Here is a 16,306-nt window from a genome sequence, read left to right as displayed (position 1 = left end):
AAGACGATTTTTATGTTCAAAGGACTTGGTAACCTCGGCAACATTGCCTCGATGATCGGCAAGCTGCAAGACATCCCTGATCACATGCGTCAGCTCAACGATCGCATGAAATCAGAACGTGTCACCGCGAGTTCCTCCTGCGGGCATGTCACCGTGACCATGAATGGCGTCGGCGAGGTTCAAAACGTCGACGTCAGCCCGGAGGTTTTCGGTGCGGGCACGGATAGCGCCTTGCCACCTGAGCGGCTCGGCGCAGCAATTCAAGAAGCGACGAATTCCGCCGGAGCGGACGCCAAACAGCTATACGCCAACGCCGTTAGCCAACTGGCTAGCGATCTCGACGTCAATATACCTGGCATGGACGGAATCCTGGCGAGCATCACGGGCGGCAATGGATGAGCAGTCATGCCGGGGCGGTCTCACAGCTCGTCGATCGGCTTAGCCAATTACCGGGCATCGGCCGCAAAAGTGCCGAACGACTGGCGTTTCATTTGCTGCGCGTGCGCGAAGACGAAGCGTTGGCTCTCGCGGATGCCATTCGGCGCGTGCGCACGGATGTTCGCTACTGCGCCGCTTGTTTCAATTTATCCGAGCAAGAATATTGCCAGATTTGTGCGGATCCCAACCGCGACGCGACAAGACTCTGCGTGGTCGAACAGCCACGCGACTTACTCAGTCTCGAAGCTTCGGGGGCCTACAAAGGTCTCTATCATGTGCTGCTCGGCCGCATCGCCCCGCTCGATGGCGTGACACCGGACCAATTGACGATCGACGCGTTAGTGGAGCGGGTCCGGACGGGAAATTTTTCCGAAATTATCATGGCCACCAATCCGACCGTCGAGGGTGACGGCACCTCGCTATATCTTTCCAATCAACTCAGTGAGTTCCCCGTCGAAATCACACGTTTAGCACGTGGAATCACCGCTGGCAGCGTCCTTGAGTATGCCAATCGCGAGATCATTGCCGACGCTCTCACGGGACGACAGAAACTCTGAGTGCTTTTTGCAGCTCAAATTATCAGAAAAAACGAAAACCGTTCTTACCGTTGGCACCGTATTCGCTCTAGAATAAGGCGGACGTGTTATCAGGTTACTTTTCTTTGAGAGAATGGGATTCCCATGCGGATGTCAGTGGGGCTACACGCCCGACAGAGCCAGGTGCAGAAACTTGCACCTCGGATGATCCAGTCGATGGAAATTCTGCAGATGCCGACGCTCGCGTTGCAGGAGCGTATCGAGCAGGAAATGAACGAAAATCCGCTGCTCGAGCAGGTTTCAGGCGACCCGATGTCGCCGGATGATGCCGACGAAGACTCGTCGAGCAAGGATTCACGCAGCGAAAATGAAAAAGAGCTGGTCGTCGACAACGATCACGATAATAAGGATGACTTTGAGCGACTGCTCAACATGGACGCCGACTCATCGAGCAATTTCGACGACTCGTTTCGCCGCAGCAGCAACCGCATGTCCGAGGAAGCCGATCGGCGGCACGACATGATGGCGAACGCCCAATCCCGCCCGGAATCACTCAACGACTTCCTGCTCCATCAACTCGCCGAGATGGATATTGACGACGAGGTCGAGCAAATCGCGGAGCGAATCATCAGTACGCTTAACGCGTCCGACGGCGGCTACCTGCGCACGCCGGTCGCTGACATGTTGCCCCCCGGCCATACCAAAGAGGATCTCGCCAAAGCCGAAGAGGCGCTGCGGGTGGTCCAGTCGCTCGAGCCCACCGGAATTGCTGCGCGGGATCTCGCCGAATGCTTGATCTTGCAACTTGATCCCCAGAGTCCGCATTTCGAGGAATTGCAGAAGCTCATTCGGTTTTACTTAAATGATCTGGCCGAAAACCGCCTCCCACAAATCTCCAAGAAAACCGGCTTCTCGATCGAACAGATCCAAGAGCTGCGAATGGAACTTCACCTGCTCAATCCGAAACCAGGCGCAGCATTTTTGGAAACGTATGTTCCCAATGTCACCCCTGACATCATTCTCGAACAAGATGAATCAGGGGAGTATCGAGTTCGACTCGATGACGACCGCGTTCCGAACCTGTTCATCAGCAAATACTACCGGAGTCGCCTGCAAGCCTCAGACTGCTCGGCCGAAGAACGCGAGTTCATTAAACAGAAGATCAACGGTGCCCAGTGGTTGATCGATTCCATTGAGCAACGCCGTAGCACGCTGACCAAAGTCTCCGAAGCAATCGTCGAGCACCAAAAACGATTTCTCGATGAGGGCCCCGAAGCGATCGAACCGCTTAAAATGCAGCAGATCGCCGATAAGGTGGGTGTCCACGTGACTACCGTGAGCCGCGCAGTCGACGACAAGTGGATCCAAACGCCGCGGGGAATCCTCCCGCTGCGGCGGTTCTTCGTCGGTGGCACCCAGACCGACGATGGTGACGATGTCGCTTGGGACACGATCCGCCTGAAGCTGCAAGAGTTGATCGATAAGGAAGACAAGAGCAAGCCGTTCAGCGATGAAGCCTTGGTCGAGGAGCTGCAAAATGCCGGCATGAGCGTCGCCCGGCGAACAGTGACCAAGTATCGCAAGAAAATGGGCATCCCGAGCAGCCGACAGCGCCGCGACTGGACGCTCACCTCGACGTAGACCTCCGATTTCGTGGTGCGGCAGTCGCGACAACCTGTGGCACTGAAACCTATGGCGTTGGATCATGACGTGGCCGGTGACGAAAAGCGTTAGTCCGTACCGCGGCGGAGCGGGCCACGGCTTGGGGCGTCCAGCATCTGGCCGGTGGTTGTGGGCCCCGCCGATGTCCAGATTATATTACAACGCATTACCCGTGTTCGTGTTGAGTCAGTTGTCGTGCGCAGCGAACACCGCTGGCCACCAAGCTACCGTCGCTCCCCGACTTACATGAATAGTCAGTCATGTCCGACATTGAGTCTTCTCCCGATTCCGGCTCGTCACAGGGCGACCGGTCGTCCGCGGAAATGCCGAGTCAGAATCAGCGACTCTCGCTACCGAATGTCACGTCGCCTCATCCCGCCGCGTGGTCGGTCGATGAGCTGCTGAAGACCTGTGAATTCCGCATGCAATCGCGAAGTGGTCCTGGAGGCCAGCATCGCAACCGCACGGCCTCAGGAGTTTTTGTCACGTTTCGACCCGCTGAAATCACCGCCGAAGCGACCGAGCAGAGAAACCAGCACCGCAACCGTGAGGTGGCAATTCGCCGCCTGCGGTACGTCTTAGCCGTCAGCCTGCGGTCAACCTCTCCGCTCGCGACCGAGGGCACGTCACCACCCGATCAAGTGGAGCAGTTTGTGCGAGATCGCTTTCGGGGGTCGCCACTCAAACTTGCCGACGACAATTCGTTCAAACCCGCTGTGCTGGCGATGCTCCTGAACGATTTGCACGTCGCCGGTGGACAGCCGAGTCTCGTCGCTCCGAGCTGGAAGGTTTCGACGAGCCGCATTGTAGCGCTACTGAGGACGCACCATCCCGCGTGGACGCTCGTCAATCGCATCCGCGCCCACCACGACCGCAAACCGTTGCGGTGACCGCGTTTCGCAACTGATGTCGCCAGATATTCAAACAAATCTGGCATTTCAAGCGACGTGTGTCGGCCGGTAGAGCGTCACGGCCGACGTGGCAGGCCGAACCGGCGTGAGTGATAGGGGCTCGATTCATCGGCCTACGGTTTTTTCGCCGACGGAGCAAAATTGAATCGACATCACGTTCGAGGCTCTGCGGACCGGGCCTGCGAAAAGTTGGCAACTTTCGTTAAGTTGTGCGGTTTCACGCCCTGACTCAGTTTTTAGTCCCCTCTCACATTGCTCTCCGCTGATGCTCGATCGCAAATTTATTCTGCAAAACCCGGAACTGGTTGCCCAAAACTCGGCACGCCGCGGTGTCAAGGTCGACGTGCAGTCGATCTGTGAACTGGAGACGCAGCGGTTAGCGGCGCTGCAAAAATCGCAGGAATTCAATACTCAGGCCAATGAAACAAGCAAACGCATCGCTTCGGCCAAGGATGCTGAGGAGCGGAACTCGTTGATTGCCGCTGGGCGTGAGTTGCGGGACAAGAAAGATGCCGCCGCGTCGGAACAGAGCGAACTGGATGCTCGAATTCTCGAACTGCAATCCGCGTTACCCAATCTCACCCATCCAGAGGTCCCCGATGGCGGCGAGGAAGACGCGAACGAACTCGGTTTTGGCAAAACGCCACAACCCAGCTTTGATTTTAAGCCGGTCGACCATCTAGCCCTCGGTGAGCGGCATGACCTGTTCGATTTCGAAGGTGGCGCCCGTGTGGCGGGGGCAGGCTTCTATTTCCTACGCAACGCTGCTGTTCGCTTGGATTTAGCACTGCAACAGTTCGCGATCAGCTTTTTAGCCGATCGCGGATTCACCCCCGTCTCGACGCCGGACCTCGCCCTGACGAGTGTCCTGCAAGGCACGGGCTTCAATCCGCGCGGTCCAGAAACTCAGATTTACAGTATTGAGAACACCGAGCTGAACTTGGTCGCCACGGCCGAGATCCCGCTCGGCGGCATGCTCAGCGGCCAGATCCTCGACAGCGAAAAACTGCCCATCAAATTGTGTGGACTGAGTCACTGCTTCCGCACCGAGGCGGGGGCGGCGGGGCGTGCATCGCGGGGCCTCTACCGAGTTCACCAATTCACCAAGATCGAGATGTTCGCCTTCACCGTGCCCGAGCAAAGTGATTCTGTTCACGAAGAGATGCGTGAACTGGAATGCGAAATCTTTGACGCCCTCGAGGTTCCCTACCGGGTCATCGACACCGCCGCAGGCGACCTCGGAGGTCCCGCCTACCGCAAATATGATCTCGAGGCTTGGATGCCCGGCCGTGGTGACGGTGGCGAGTGGGGGGAGGTAACCAGCACGAGCAACTGCACCGACTACCAAGCCCGGCGTCTCGACGTGCGATACAAAACGCCCGGCCAGAAGGGAACCCAGTACGTCCACACGCTCAACGGTACCGCTATCGCGACCGGTCGCGCCATGATCGCCATTTTAGAAAATCACCAACGTGCCGATGGCTCGATCAGCGTTCCTAAAATTCTCCAGCCCTGGGTTGGCAAAGAAGTCCTCGAACCGATCGCCTAAACCAATCCAACCGCATCCCATCTAATAATAATTGCCATGAAGACTGACGAACTACGCGAAAAATATCTCGAATTCTTTGAAACTAAAGGTTGCGTGCGGCAACCCAGCGATGTGCTCGTGCCGGCGTGGGATCCCTCCGTCCTGTTCACGCCCGCGGGCATGAATCAATTCAAAGATCACTTTCTCGGTAAAGTCAAACTCGATTACACCCGCGCGACCACCTGCCAGAAATGCCTCCGGACCGGTGACATCGACAATGTGGGCCGGACGGCCTTCCACCACACGTTTTTCGAAATGCTCGGTAACTTCAGCTTCGGCGACTATTTCAAGCCAGAAGCGATTGCCTGGGCATGGGAGTTCCTCACCGACAAAAAGTGGCTAGGCATTGCACCAGATCGTTTGACAGTGACGATTTACAAAGACGATGACGAGGCGTACCAGATTTGGAATGAATCCATCGGGCTGCCGGGTTCACGGATCGCGAGGATGGAAGAGGACGAGAATTTCTGGCCTGCGTCGGCGCCGAGCGAAGGCCCCGATGGCGTCTGCGGTCCATGTAGCGAAATTTACTACAAGCTCGACGACGGAAGTGAGGTTGAAATATGGAACTTGGTCTTCACCCAGTTCAACCGTCTTGGCGTGCCGCCAAATAATCTGCATCCGCTACCGAGTAAAAACATTGATACCGGGATGGGGTTAGAGCGAACCGCCAGCGTCCTGCAAGGTGTGCCGACAAACTTTCACATCGACAGCCTGTTCCCAATTGTTGAGGCTGCGGCAGAAGTCTGTGGGGTGAAATATGAATATGGCAGCGATCATGGTCGGCGTCTTCGCCGCATCACCGACCACGCCCGCGCCGCCGTCTTTGCCATTCATGAAAACGTCTACCCAGGCCCCAAAGATGCCCGCTCGGTGATCCGCCGCTTGATTCGTCGCGCCGTGCTCGACGGATACCAAATGAACTTGCGCGAACCGTTCCTGTATCAACTCACCTCCGCAGTGGCTGATGCATCGAAGGCCGCCTATCCCGAACTGGGACAAACCACCCAGCGTGTGAGCGAGGCGATTGAGTCAGAAGAACGAGCGTTCTTTTCAACAATTGATGGTGGCATGAAACGTATCGGGAATCTGTTTGACGGCATGCGCGCAGAATCCTCCGTCATGGTGCCGGGCGCCGATGCCGCTGATCTGTTAACCACCTACGGTGTACCACCAGAGCTCGTGCAAACTCTCGCTGCCGAGCAGAACTTCACGTTCGACTGGTCGGGCTTTGAACAAGCCATGGAAGAGCATGCGGGCGTCAGTGATGGTGGCCAGCGAGTGCTGTTCCAAACCGGCCCCTTGGAAACTCTTAAAGAAGCACTGCGAGAAACGCCATTTGTTGGTTACGAATCGACCGAGGCCAGTGCCATCGTCAAGGGCATCATCACGGGTGACGGCAAATCGAAAGGAGACGAAGGGCAGCTACTTTCGCACTTAGACCGTCCCGGCGACGCCGTCCATCGACTCGTGCTCGATCACTCGCCGTTTTACGGTGAATCGGGCGGGCAAGTAGGCGACACGGGTGTGATCGAGAATGAGCATTTCACATTTGAAGTGATCGATACCCAACGCCACGCATCATTAATTGTACACCTCGGCAAACTGACTCGCGGCAAGTTAAGCGAAGGCGAAACCTGCGTCGCGAAGGTCGATGTGGACAACCGAACCGCGTTGGCTCGCGCTCACTCGGCAACCCACGTGCTTCATCACGCCCTGCACAATCACGTTGGACGCCACGCCGAACAGCAAGGCAGTAAAGTCGAGCCGGATCGCTTACGGTTTGACTTCACCAACCCCAAAGCCATCCCGGATGATACCCTCGTGCAGATTGAGCAGGATGTCCTCGCCCATGTCGCACAGAGTGAGCCTATCCGATGGGACACCGTCTCGCTGGAGACGGCGAGAAAGGCGGGAGCGATGATGCTGTTCGGCGAGAAGTACCCAGACCCGTGCCGGATGGTTTCGATGGGTGAATTCAGTCGGGAGTTGTGCGGCGGTACCCACCTGACCAACACTGCGGACATCGGCGCATTCGAATTGGTCGTCGAAGAGAGCGTTTCCACCGGTACTCGCCGGATCGAAGCGCTCACGGGGCAGCGTGCGAAAGAGCATCGCGAGCAGACCCAGCGCCTGCTCGATCAGGTCGCTGATCGGCTCGGCTGCCAAGCCAGTTACGCTGCTGCCGCCACGGAAGCTCTGATTGAGGACGTGCGAAGCCTGAAGAAGGAACTGGCTGCCGGAAAAGCAGCGGAACATTCAGCTGAATTCCAATTCGACCCTCGCGCGTCGAAAGCATCGATGACGGACACGTCGAATTACAATGCCGTCCGGGCCGCCGTGCGAGCTCTCACCCGGCGGCTCAATGTCGCGATTGATGACGTGACCGACCGTCTCGACGCATTATTGGCCGACCGTAGCCGATTGGTAAGCGAGCTGCAGGAAGTCACCACAGGCGACAACCTAACCGCAGACGACCTGATCGCCTCCGGCGTTTCAATTGGTGACACACTGCTCGTAGTCGCCGACACGCCAGGTGCCAACGCGAATGTGATGCGCGGTTGGATCGACCAGATCCGTAAGAAGAGCAAAGGACCAACTGCCGTTCTACTGGGAGCCGCGCAGGGCGACAAGGTTGTTCTGGTCGGTGGGCTCAGCCGCGAACTCGTTGACCGAGGACTCAAAGCCGGACGCTGGGTGGGTGATACCGCCAAAGTTGTCGGTGGTGGCGGAGGCGGACGCGACGACATGGCCCAGGCCGGCGGCAAGGACCCGCAGAAGTTGCCTCAAGCCATCGAGCAAGCCCGGCAAAGCATGACCGAGCAACTGCGCGGCGGCTGATGCGGCGCCGATGGAGCATTGGGATTGCCGCCGCGTTATGCGAAGGCGTTGTCCTGCTCCCTAACGCATGAGTTTTCATCCCGAAGGGATTGCCAGACCGTAGCCGGGGATAAGCGCAGCGCCATCCCCGGAATCCGAACCGTTTATGTCGCCGACCCCGAAGGGTGTCGCAGGCCATCGGCCAAAAGTGAAACGTGTCGTCCCAACGAAATTTCACCGGTGCGTCCCACACCGCTAATTGAAGTAGCAATGAACGCCGCATCCCGCGTCTGTATCCAGCGGATACTGAGAATGGGTACAAAGATGACGTAACCGATGGCGGCAATGATCGTGGACACTGCTGACCAAAAGGTAGGGCTTATCACACGCACGGCGATTCCAAAGATCGCTAAGCCACCGAGATACAGCGAATAAAAGAGAACCATGTTCATTTGTGAGGTTTCATGGTTGAGCCAATCCGCAGTAAACGATTCACGATCGGGTTGCTTCGTTTCGCTCATCTCAGTTAAATTTCCGGCAAGGGAATCCGCCCAGTTGGACCGCGGGCGCAAACAAAGTCTCTCGGTTCTCCGAACCGAGAGCGTTCGGAACGACCGCGTTCGACTCGGAGAGCCGAGCGACAAATCAGGAGCCGCCACCGATTGTTTCAACGGTTATTGCGTCTTCGTCCATTGGCTGAAACCACGTTTCGGCTAATCGTATTTTTATGCGTTTAAGTTCGTTCGCAACTTGACTCGTCGCTCGCCGTTTTTTCGTGCCACCGGATGGCTTTTTGCAGCAACCGATCGAAGGTGGCTGCGAAGGCTTTCTTGTCTTTCTCGCCGTAGGGGGCACTGCCGTTGGTGACGACGCCGGTGCCGCGGAGTGTGTCCATGAAATTCCGCATCGATAATCGACCGGCGATATTGGCCGCCGAGTACTCTTCGCCACGTGGATCGATAACGAGCAGCCCTTTGGCAACGAGATCGCCGGCGAGCGGCAAGTCCGCCGTGATCGCGATCTCCATCTTTTCACCATGTTTGACGATATATCGGTCGGCTTGATCGGCGCCCTCACGGACGACGACCGATCGCGCCGTGGGCGTGCCGGCGGGCGTCGCGATCTTTTGGTTGGCCACCAAAATAGTTTCAATGTTTAACCGCGACGCGGCGCGGAAAACAATTGCTTTGACATCCGTTGGGGCGGCATCTGCGTCGATCCAAATTTTCATGAGCGAGCCCGCTTTGATGTGAACGCGGCAGCCGATGCATCCGACGGCATCCGCCAATCTCCGCGCGGTGAGAGCGAGACCGAGCCGACCTTGGGACCATCGGGAACGCAGTTGCGCTTGTACTGGCTGGCGAAAAATCGACGGATGAATGTTTGCAGGGTTTCCTTAATCACCGCCGCCGAGTGCGACTCGGCAAACTCAGCCTGCGATGCGAGGTACTGCATCTTCGTAACATCGCATCCACCGCGGACAAAGTGGTAAAGAAAGAAATCGTGCAGCTCATAGGGACCGAGCGACGCCTCCGTGCTCTGCCTGATCTCGCCGTCACTCGACGGCGGTAGCAGTTCAGGAGAGATCGGCGTGTCGGCAATCTGGTGCAACAGCGTCCGCATCTCGCCTTCATAGCGATGATCGGCGAAGTACCGCACGAGATATCGAACGAGTGTCTTGGGGATTGAGCAATTGACGTTGTACATCGACATGTGATCGCCATTGTAGGTACTCCAGCCGAGCGCCTGTTCGCTGAGATCACCAGTGCCGAGCACAAACCCGCGACTCATCAAGAGCAGCGTCCGCATCCGCGCCTGCACATTTTCAAACACCAGATCGGTGGCCTCATCATGGGTCGACTCCAGTTCCCGCTGCAGATCGGCGATCTCCGTTGCCTCATCAACGTCAATCCCCATAGGCGAGTGACCGAGGCCGATGAACGTGTCCAGGGACAGTTGACGGATGTCGACGGTACGACAGGTCACACCGAGTCGTTTGACGAGATCGATCGCATTGCTGCGGGTGTGTGAAGTAGTACCGAATCCCGGCATGACGAGCGCTTCGATGACAGTTCGGTCTCGCTGCAGGTGATCGACGGCGCCGACGGCCACGAGGAGAGCGAGTGTGCTATCGAGACCACCCGAGACGCCGATCGAAAGTGTGAGGCCCGGCGGCAGTCCCTCGAGTCGCTTGACAAGCCCACCGGTTTGAATCGCCAAAATTTCTGCACAGCGAGCTTCCCGCTCGGCCGCATTGTCGGGCACGAATGGATGCGGGTCGATTCGTCGCTGCAACTGCACACGATTCTTTATCGCCTCCGATTTTTTAGCTGTCGCCGGTTCCACGTCGATGTAGCGATAGGTTTGCGGTAATGAGTCACGGAAATCGTCGAAGGATCCCATGACACGACGATCGTGAGCGAGACGCTGCAAATCGAGATCCCGCGTCAACCAAGTCGGCCCGGGCAATACAGGATCTTCGCCATCACCGATTCGGCGTGATTGCCCGAGCAGCCCCCCATTTTCAGCGATCAGGCAATGGCCACCGAACACCAGGTCGCTTGATGATTCACCCCCGCCCGCCGATGCATAGACGTACCCGCAAATCAAACGCCCCGATTGGCTGACGACGAGGTCACGTCGCCACTGGGCCTTGCCGACGGTCTCGTTACTTGCAGACAGATTTACGACAACATTCGCGCCGGCGATCACGGCGTGCGAACTCGGCGGCACCGGCACCCACAGATCCTCACAGATCTCCGCCGCGATCACGGCATCTTGATCTCGAAACAGAAGATCCGTGCCAAACGGAATGTCACCGCCACCAATCGAAACGCTCGCGGGATCTCCCGCACCCGAAGCGCGGAAATGTCGACCTTCGTAGAACTCACGATAGGTGGGCAGGAACGTTTTAGGGACGATTCCCCACACACGCCCGCGGGCGACCAGGGCGGCTACATTCATCACACTCGTGCCCACCGCCAGTGGCAATCCAACCACGACGATCCCGCCCACTGAACGGGTCGACTTTGCGATGGCCAACAACGCGTCCTCGGCCGCGTCCAACAGCGTACGCGTGGCAAACAGATCACCGCAGGTATAGCCCGTCAAACCGAGTTCAGGCAGCACGATGAGATCCGAATCACTAAAACGCTGCAACATCTCAATCGATGCTTGGGCGTTCAACTCGGGATCGGCCACGCGCAATTCAGGCGAGGCAGCGGTAGTGCGGTAGTAGCCATGCTCTCGCACGGGGTCCGGGTGTGGCATGCGCCGCTTCCATTCGCTGCAGGAGGAATTCAATCATAAAGAACAGGTTCGCTAGACAGCGTCGCTTCAATCGCCGTTGTGGGGCTAACCCCAGTCGGCACGCAGACGAACCGCAAACCGTGGCATGCGCCTCAACGACTGATCAGTTTGCAAAGCACGATGGTTTCACAGCAAAGCGGCGTTGTTCAGCAGGGCCCGCGAACCTTTTTCGAAGTGGCAGGCTCTGGCAGAGTATAGCGGTTGTGCCGTTTTGTTTGGAGTTGATCACCAGCGGATTGTAAAGCAGGGAATCCGACTTGTAATTCCTTCCTTTCCCGCTGTACGGCACACCACCACCAAGTAGCGACAATATCCCCTAATCGACTGCGTAACAAGCACTTACGAACAAAAGAGATGACTTCTGAATAGTTTTGGCACTGCGATTGCTTTAACTCTCTTTCGTTGCCGCGAGAAGCACGGACTTCTGCGGCGGCCCCCGCCTTACCACCTTTTCGAGTTTCAATCCTGGTTTTTCACGACCGCCCACATTCGGGCGGTCGTGAAACCTGGGCAATAAGGAGAATGCCATGTTGGTTCTGACACGAAAACTGAACGAAAAAATCAAGATCGGCGACGATATCACGATCACGATCATCAAACTGCGAAACAATCAAATCCGAATCGGAATCGAGGCCCCCCGCGATGTTCGCGTCCTGCGGGCCGAACTCGAGAAGGCCGTCGCCAGCGGTTTGGAGGCTGCCGACACAGCACCTGCCTCCACCCACGCCGCTGCTACAGGGAGGCCCGCCAATCGAGTGCGCAGCTTCCTCGACAGCCAACCGGTTGCCGCCCCAGCTGCAGCCCATTTACCACGGCGCAATGATGTCGTCGACGGATTGGTGTCAGCTGACGAGATGATTGCCGCTGGCAAAGATAGCGATGACGAGCGGCGGGATGATGATGCGATGCCCGACCACGGTGGTGATCGCTCGCCATCGACCACACTGCAGGTATTTTCAGGTAGGATTGGCCGCGACGGCGAACTTCGCGAGAACAAGTCGGACTTTCACGTTCGCCCGTCGCGTGCCCCACTGGCTGCTTTTTTTACCGCCCCATAGTCTCGTTCTCACTCCCCGATGCGTCGATGCCTGAGCAAACCGCCACCATCAACCGCATCCTGTTGATCCCTGGCCTGCTCGAGCCGCGATTGGCGATGTGGCCATTGCAACACCACCTCAGGAAGCAGTGGGATCATGTTGAGATCTGGCGTGACCGCTATATTTTTCGCGACGTCGACGCCAGTGTAGCGAGATTGGCCGATTGGATCCAAGATGACTGCAGTGACACGAGACTCGCGATCGTCACCCATAGTTTCGGAGACTGGCTGGCACGCCGTGCCATTGCCCAAACGCCCAATCATCGTGTTGCCGCGTTAGCATCGATCGCTCCTGTGATGCGTAGCGGATGCGTCATCAACGCGATTCATTACCTTGGTGGCGACTTCATCCCCGAAATCGCAATCATTGCCGATCCCAGCCGCGCTTCAGAGAATTTGAACTGTGACCCGAGTATTCGCCGGATGGTGATCTGGGCACGGATTGATCTAGGGGTCCGCGCCGTCGACCTCAGGCAACTTGCTCATGTGCAAACACACCGCACTGCCGCAACGCACCTCAGCATCATCATGCAACCCAATGTGCATGGGTTGATAGAACACTTTTTAACGGCCCCTTCGTAGTTAAGAGCGCTGCATTGAACGCAGTTTACGAATTGTCTGATGCAACGCAGCCCCAGAGCTGAGGAACGCTCCAGGCTATGACGAACTGGCGACAAACGGGCTTAAAATGGACACTCAGCAAACTTGCAGCAACTCAGCCCCCAATGGATTGACTGCGAAGTAGTTCGGCGCGGCCGAGCACCTCAGCGGACGATTCGGTGACCGCCGGCACGAGTTCGACGTCGATGATCCGTTCGTCGCGGATTTCCCCAGGCCACAGCGTCTCACTAACGAACTCTGCCACCGGCCATTCATACCAGGGCGGCTTGATTTTGCGGCGAATGGTTTCGGTCCGGTATCCATCTTTCTCGATCCGAATCTCGCGAGTGCCGTAGTACACGAAACTGGTCGCTGCGGGGCTCGTACCGATCAATTGGTTGTCGATCGAAACCGTAGCGCCCGGGGGCGAGGTGCGCACCGTCATGCGGCGGCGGACACAGCCCGTGCTGAGACAGCATACCAACAGCACTACCACGCACGTCGCTACGCGGCGGTGCCGAATATCGAGTGACTTCGCGGGGCGCATAGGGTAGCAATGGGGCTGGGTGTGAAACACGATGAGTCCATACCGATATCATGTTCGAAATCGCAGAATACACCCGGTCTAGCAATAATCTTGGTGGGACTGCCAGAGCAAACCACAGTCTTCTCGGCGACGGCGCTACAATCTGCGCAGGCCGTCCTCGGTCATCGGCGTGGGGATCTCAGCGTCAATTTCATCGATCCGATCCAAGGTTTCGGCATCAAGGATCCTATCGGCCGCGGCCAAACTTTCACGCAATTGCTCCACCGTTGTGGCACCGATGATGGTGGACGCCACAAAATCGTGCTGTTTGCTCCACGCCACGGCGAGGGTGGTCACGGTAACACCAATTGACTGGGCGATTTGCATCAACCGCCGCGTCGTTTCAATTGTGCGATCGTTGACAAAACGCTGTGCCATACGTTTCTGTCGCTCCCCAGATCCGGCGAGATAGTCGCTAAATCGGGCACCGGGCGGAGGCCCGTCGTTATACTTGCCCGTCAGCACTCCACCGCCCAACGGCGAATAGGGTAGCAGGCTGACATTTTCGCGACGGCAAACCTGAGCCAACTCGCTTTCGCAGCGGCGATTGATCAAACTGAAATTGTTTTGCACTGTCTGATAGCGATCCACGTCGCACACATCGGCTGCCCACAGACTCTTCATCAACCCCCAACTGGTTTCGTTGCTGCAGCCGATCACCCGGACTTTGCCAGATCGTTTCAGATGCGTCAGTGCCTCCAGGACTTCTTCGTAGGGCAATCCATGATCGGGCCAGTGTGTCTGATAGAGATCGATATAGTCGGTTTGGAGCCGCCGCAGTGAGTCCTCGCAAGAGCGGATGATTTGATGACGATCGAGAGTCGTGCGGCCATGACGCACGGGGGGTGTAAACCAACCATGACCAGGACCCGTGATCTTAGTTGCGACCGTAATCGCGTCTCTCGGCTTTCCCGCCAACCAGCGACCGACGAACTCTTCGGTGACTCCCACCGTTTCTTTCTGGGGCGGTACGGGATAAATCTCCGCAGCATCGAAGAAATTGACGCCCGCATCGAACGCCATATCGCAGATGGCGTGCGAGAGGGGTTCATCGCACGTACTGCCAAATGTCATGGTGCCCATACAAATTTCGGAAACCGTCAATCCGCTGCGGCCAAGTCGTCGTTGTTGCATCGTCGTGGGTTCCTTGGGAACGAGTCCATTTGCAGTTACAATAAGTCAAAGCGGCGTTGTAACGTCCCGTCACTCAACATCAATCCCACTTCTTAACGCCCCCACCGTTTCTTCCTACTCTCCCCACCGCCCGCCTCGTGTCTGATCATGCTGAATCTGTCGTGCCCGCCCAATCTGCGGCATCGCATCCTCGCCCCATCTGCGGGGGGCAAAGGAGTGCCTGTGTGCAGCGAACGACGGCTCAGCCAATGGAACCTCGACCATCCAGTGAACATCAACCGGTGAACGATATCGATGTCCCGTTCGTCGTCTCGTTCACACACCGCTTGCGGCACACCCTCGACGTCGCGGGCAACGATTTTGACGTGCTCATTGATTTGCTCACTGGCGACGCGGAGCAGCCTGCCAAGGTGCAGTTCTGGGTGGATTCCAATTTGCACGACGCGACTGCCGAGCATCTGGACCTCGCCAGCCGCCTCGGGGAGCGACTGGCCAGTACCGATCGCGTAAACCTGGTGGGGCAAACACACACGATTATTGGCGGAGAACAATGCAAGAATTCGGCCGAGGTCTTGCAGCAGTTGCTCGGTCTCATCAACGATCATGACATGGATCGACGGAGCTATATAATTGTCGCTGGCGGTGGGGCGGTACTCGATGTCGCTGGGTACGCAGCAGCAATCGCCCACCGGGGTATCCGCCTCATCCGGTTACCCTCGACGACGCTTGCCCAATCCGATTCCGGCATCGGTGTTAAAAATGCGGTCAACCAATTCGGTAAAAAGAACTGGATCGGCACCTTTGCCGTCCCCTGGGCGGTGATCAACGACGCAGCAATTTTGCAATCCCTGCCTGACCGCGATTTCCACTCGGGACTCACCGAGGCGATCAAGGTCGCGCTATTGAAGGATGCTTCCTTTTTTCAATGGATTGAATCGCATGCTGCGGAAATTCAACAGCGGGATCCCGCCGTCAGTTCGGAGGTCATCGCCCGATCGTGTCGCCTGCATCTCGATCACATCACCTTGGGTGGAGATCCGTTTGAAGCCTTGGAAGCGCGACCGCTTGACTTCGGACACTGGTCCGCCCACCGACTCGAACCGATGACGGATTATGAACTGAGACATGGTGAAGCAGTCGGAATTGGCGTAGCGCTCGATACACTCTATTCCGCCCGTGTGCTGGGGTTGGAACATGAAAAGGCGATGCGGGTGTGCCAGGCCATTGCCGCAATCGGCTCTCCCCTGTGGTGCGACGCTCTCGATGACTCTGATGCGGTGCTGTGCGGACTCGAGGAGTTTCGCCAACATCTCGGTGGCCGGCTCACGGTAACCATGCTCCGTGATATCGGCGAAAGCGTGAATGTGCACGAGATCAATCCCGGCGTGATGAGCGAATGTATCGAAGAACTTCGCCAGATCGCTCGCGGCAGCAAGTAAGACTCCGGTGCGCTACTCAGGGTCCGGAGCCAGATGCGATCCGGTTGTTGAAATTGATCGACAACCTTAGTTTGAGTGTGTCGCAGTGTGATAAACTATGGCCTGAAAAGCCGAGTGCAAAATCCGTGTCGTTGCATTCGGCCGGTCGTGGATTGCGAGGTTCTGCGACGACTGCAACCCGCGATTT

Annotated in this window: 14 protein-coding genes; 9 read left to right on the top strand and 5 right to left on the bottom strand. The window is 57.3% G+C overall.

The genetic code is table 11. The annotated features are described in order from the left end of the window. Positions 1 to 12: 12 nt before the first annotated feature. The 6 genes from Poly21_RS02840 to alaS all read left to right on the top strand — a co-directional run bounded on the left by Poly21_RS02840 (position 13) and on the right by alaS (position 7,976). On the top strand, positions 13 to 399 hold the full coding sequence (locus tag Poly21_RS02840) for a YbaB/EbfC family nucleoid-associated protein (protein ID WP_146405495.1): 387 nt from the start codon (positions 13 to 15) through the stop codon (positions 397 to 399). Next, complete coding sequence (recR, locus tag Poly21_RS02835) at positions 396 to 995, top strand: recombination mediator RecR (protein ID WP_146405494.1); 600 nt, start codon at positions 396 to 398, stop codon at positions 993 to 995. The genes Poly21_RS02840 and recR overlap by 4 nt, the downstream gene beginning before the upstream one ends. A 123-nt stretch (positions 996 to 1,118) precedes the next feature. Continuing rightward, positions 1,119 to 2,615 carry an RNA polymerase factor sigma-54 gene (rpoN, locus tag Poly21_RS02830; RefSeq protein ID WP_146405493.1) on the top strand — a complete coding sequence of 499 codons (1,497 nt, stop codon included), beginning with the start codon at positions 1,119 to 1,121 and terminating at the stop codon, positions 2,613 to 2,615. 281 nt (positions 2,616 to 2,896) lie between these two features. Continuing rightward, on the top strand, positions 2,897 to 3,526 hold the full coding sequence (locus tag Poly21_RS02825; RefSeq protein ID WP_146405492.1) for a peptide chain release factor-like protein: 630 nt from the start codon (positions 2,897 to 2,899) through the stop codon (positions 3,524 to 3,526). Positions 3,527 to 3,812: 286 nt separating this feature from the next. Next, entirely contained in the window at positions 3,813 to 5,096 is a 1,284-nt protein-coding gene (gene serS, locus Poly21_RS02820; RefSeq protein ID WP_146405491.1) for a serine--tRNA ligase, read from the top strand. A gap of 36 nt (positions 5,097 to 5,132) precedes the next feature. Beyond that, positions 5,133 to 7,976, top strand: coding sequence for an alanine--tRNA ligase (alaS, locus tag Poly21_RS02815; protein ID WP_146405490.1), 2,844 nt, complete (start codon positions 5,133 to 5,135; stop codon positions 7,974 to 7,976). Between the two features lie 143 nt (positions 7,977 to 8,119). Here the strand turns inward: alaS and Poly21_RS02810 are convergent, their stop codons facing one another. The 3 genes from Poly21_RS02810 to Poly21_RS02800 form a co-directional block, all read right to left on the bottom strand. Continuing rightward, complete coding sequence (locus Poly21_RS02810) at positions 8,120 to 8,476, bottom strand: hypothetical protein (RefSeq protein WP_146405489.1); 357 nt, start codon at positions 8,474 to 8,476, stop codon at positions 8,120 to 8,122. 212 nt (positions 8,477 to 8,688) lie between these two features. Continuing rightward, complete coding sequence (locus Poly21_RS02805; protein ID WP_146405488.1) at positions 8,689 to 9,186, bottom strand: YaiI/YqxD family protein; 498 nt, start codon at positions 9,184 to 9,186, stop codon at positions 8,689 to 8,691. Continuing rightward, positions 9,183 to 11,225, bottom strand: coding sequence for an NAD(+) synthase (locus Poly21_RS02800; RefSeq protein WP_146405487.1), 2,043 nt, complete (start codon positions 11,223 to 11,225; stop codon positions 9,183 to 9,185). The genes Poly21_RS02805 and Poly21_RS02800 overlap by 4 nt, the downstream gene beginning before the upstream one ends. Positions 11,226 to 11,791: 566 nt before the next feature. Between Poly21_RS02800 and csrA the strand changes: the two genes are divergently transcribed. Then, entirely contained in the window at positions 11,792 to 12,322 is a 531-nt protein-coding gene (gene csrA, locus Poly21_RS02795) for a carbon storage regulator CsrA (RefSeq protein WP_146405486.1), read from the top strand. A gap of 26 nt (positions 12,323 to 12,348) precedes the next feature. Beyond that, positions 12,349 to 12,942 (top strand): lipase family protein, encoded by a 594-nt coding sequence (locus Poly21_RS02790; RefSeq protein WP_146405485.1) that lies wholly within the window; start codon positions 12,349 to 12,351, stop codon positions 12,940 to 12,942. A 133-nt stretch (positions 12,943 to 13,075) separates the two neighbouring features. Here Poly21_RS02790 and Poly21_RS02785 read toward each other — a convergent pair whose 3' ends face one another. Continuing rightward, the gene (locus tag Poly21_RS02785; RefSeq protein WP_302117330.1) at positions 13,076 to 13,537 is read right to left on the bottom strand and encodes a PEGA domain-containing protein; all 462 of its coding nucleotides are present in this window, start codon (positions 13,535 to 13,537) and stop codon (positions 13,076 to 13,078) included. Positions 13,538 to 13,642: 105 nt separating this feature from the next. Further along, the gene (locus Poly21_RS02780; protein ID WP_146405484.1) at positions 13,643 to 14,680 is read right to left on the bottom strand and encodes an aldo/keto reductase; all 1,038 of its coding nucleotides are present in this window, start codon (positions 14,678 to 14,680) and stop codon (positions 13,643 to 13,645) included. Positions 14,681 to 14,928: 248 nt separating this feature from the next. Between Poly21_RS02780 and Poly21_RS02775 the strand changes: the two genes are divergently transcribed. Next, complete coding sequence (locus tag Poly21_RS02775) at positions 14,929 to 16,119, top strand: 3-dehydroquinate synthase (RefSeq protein ID WP_436967487.1); 1,191 nt, start codon at positions 14,929 to 14,931, stop codon at positions 16,117 to 16,119. Positions 16,120 to 16,306: the final 187 nt, after the last annotated feature.

This window comes from Allorhodopirellula heiligendammensis, from assembly GCF_007860105.1.
Classification (GTDB): Bacteria; Planctomycetota; Planctomycetia; order Pirellulales; family Pirellulaceae; genus Rhodopirellula; species Rhodopirellula heiligendammensis.
The sequence above is the reverse complement of the archived record's forward strand: the minus strand, read 5'-3'. Positions and strand labels throughout refer to the sequence as shown.

What these genes read in the sequence shown, in the direction of transcription:
- Poly21_RS02840 (WP_146405495.1), top strand. Translation starts at nt 13, where the DNA reads ATGTTCAAAGGACTTGGTAACCTCGGCAACATTGCCTCGATGATCGGC.
- recR (WP_146405494.1), top strand. Translation starts at nt 396, where the DNA reads ATGAGCAGTCATGCCGGGGCGGTCTCACAGCTCGTCGATCGGCTTAGC.
- rpoN (WP_146405493.1), top strand. Translation starts at nt 1,119, where the DNA reads ATGCGGATGTCAGTGGGGCTACACGCCCGACAGAGCCAGGTGCAGAAA.
- Poly21_RS02825 (WP_146405492.1), top strand. Translation starts at nt 2,897, where the DNA reads ATGTCCGACATTGAGTCTTCTCCCGATTCCGGCTCGTCACAGGGCGAC.
- serS (WP_146405491.1), top strand. Translation starts at nt 3,813, where the DNA reads ATGCTCGATCGCAAATTTATTCTGCAAAACCCGGAACTGGTTGCCCAA.
- alaS (WP_146405490.1), top strand. Translation starts at nt 5,133, where the DNA reads ATGAAGACTGACGAACTACGCGAAAAATATCTCGAATTCTTTGAAACT.
- Poly21_RS02810 (WP_146405489.1), bottom strand. Translation starts at nt 8,476, where the DNA reads ATGAGCGAAACGAAGCAACCCGATCGTGAATCGTTTACTGCGGATTGG.
- Poly21_RS02805 (WP_146405488.1), bottom strand. Translation starts at nt 9,186, where the DNA reads ATGAAAATTTGGATCGACGCAGATGCCGCCCCAACGGATGTCAAAGCA.
- Poly21_RS02800 (WP_146405487.1), bottom strand. Translation starts at nt 11,225, where the DNA reads ATGCCACACCCGGACCCCGTGCGAGAGCATGGCTACTACCGCACTACC.
- csrA (WP_146405486.1), top strand. Translation starts at nt 11,792, where the DNA reads ATGTTGGTTCTGACACGAAAACTGAACGAAAAAATCAAGATCGGCGAC.
- Poly21_RS02790 (WP_146405485.1), top strand. Translation starts at nt 12,349, where the DNA reads ATGCCTGAGCAAACCGCCACCATCAACCGCATCCTGTTGATCCCTGGC.
- Poly21_RS02780 (WP_146405484.1), bottom strand. Translation starts at nt 14,680, where the DNA reads ATGCAACAACGACGACTTGGCCGCAGCGGATTGACGGTTTCCGAAATT.
- Poly21_RS02775 (WP_436967487.1), top strand. Translation starts at nt 14,929, where the DNA reads ATGGAACCTCGACCATCCAGTGAACATCAACCGGTGAACGATATCGAT.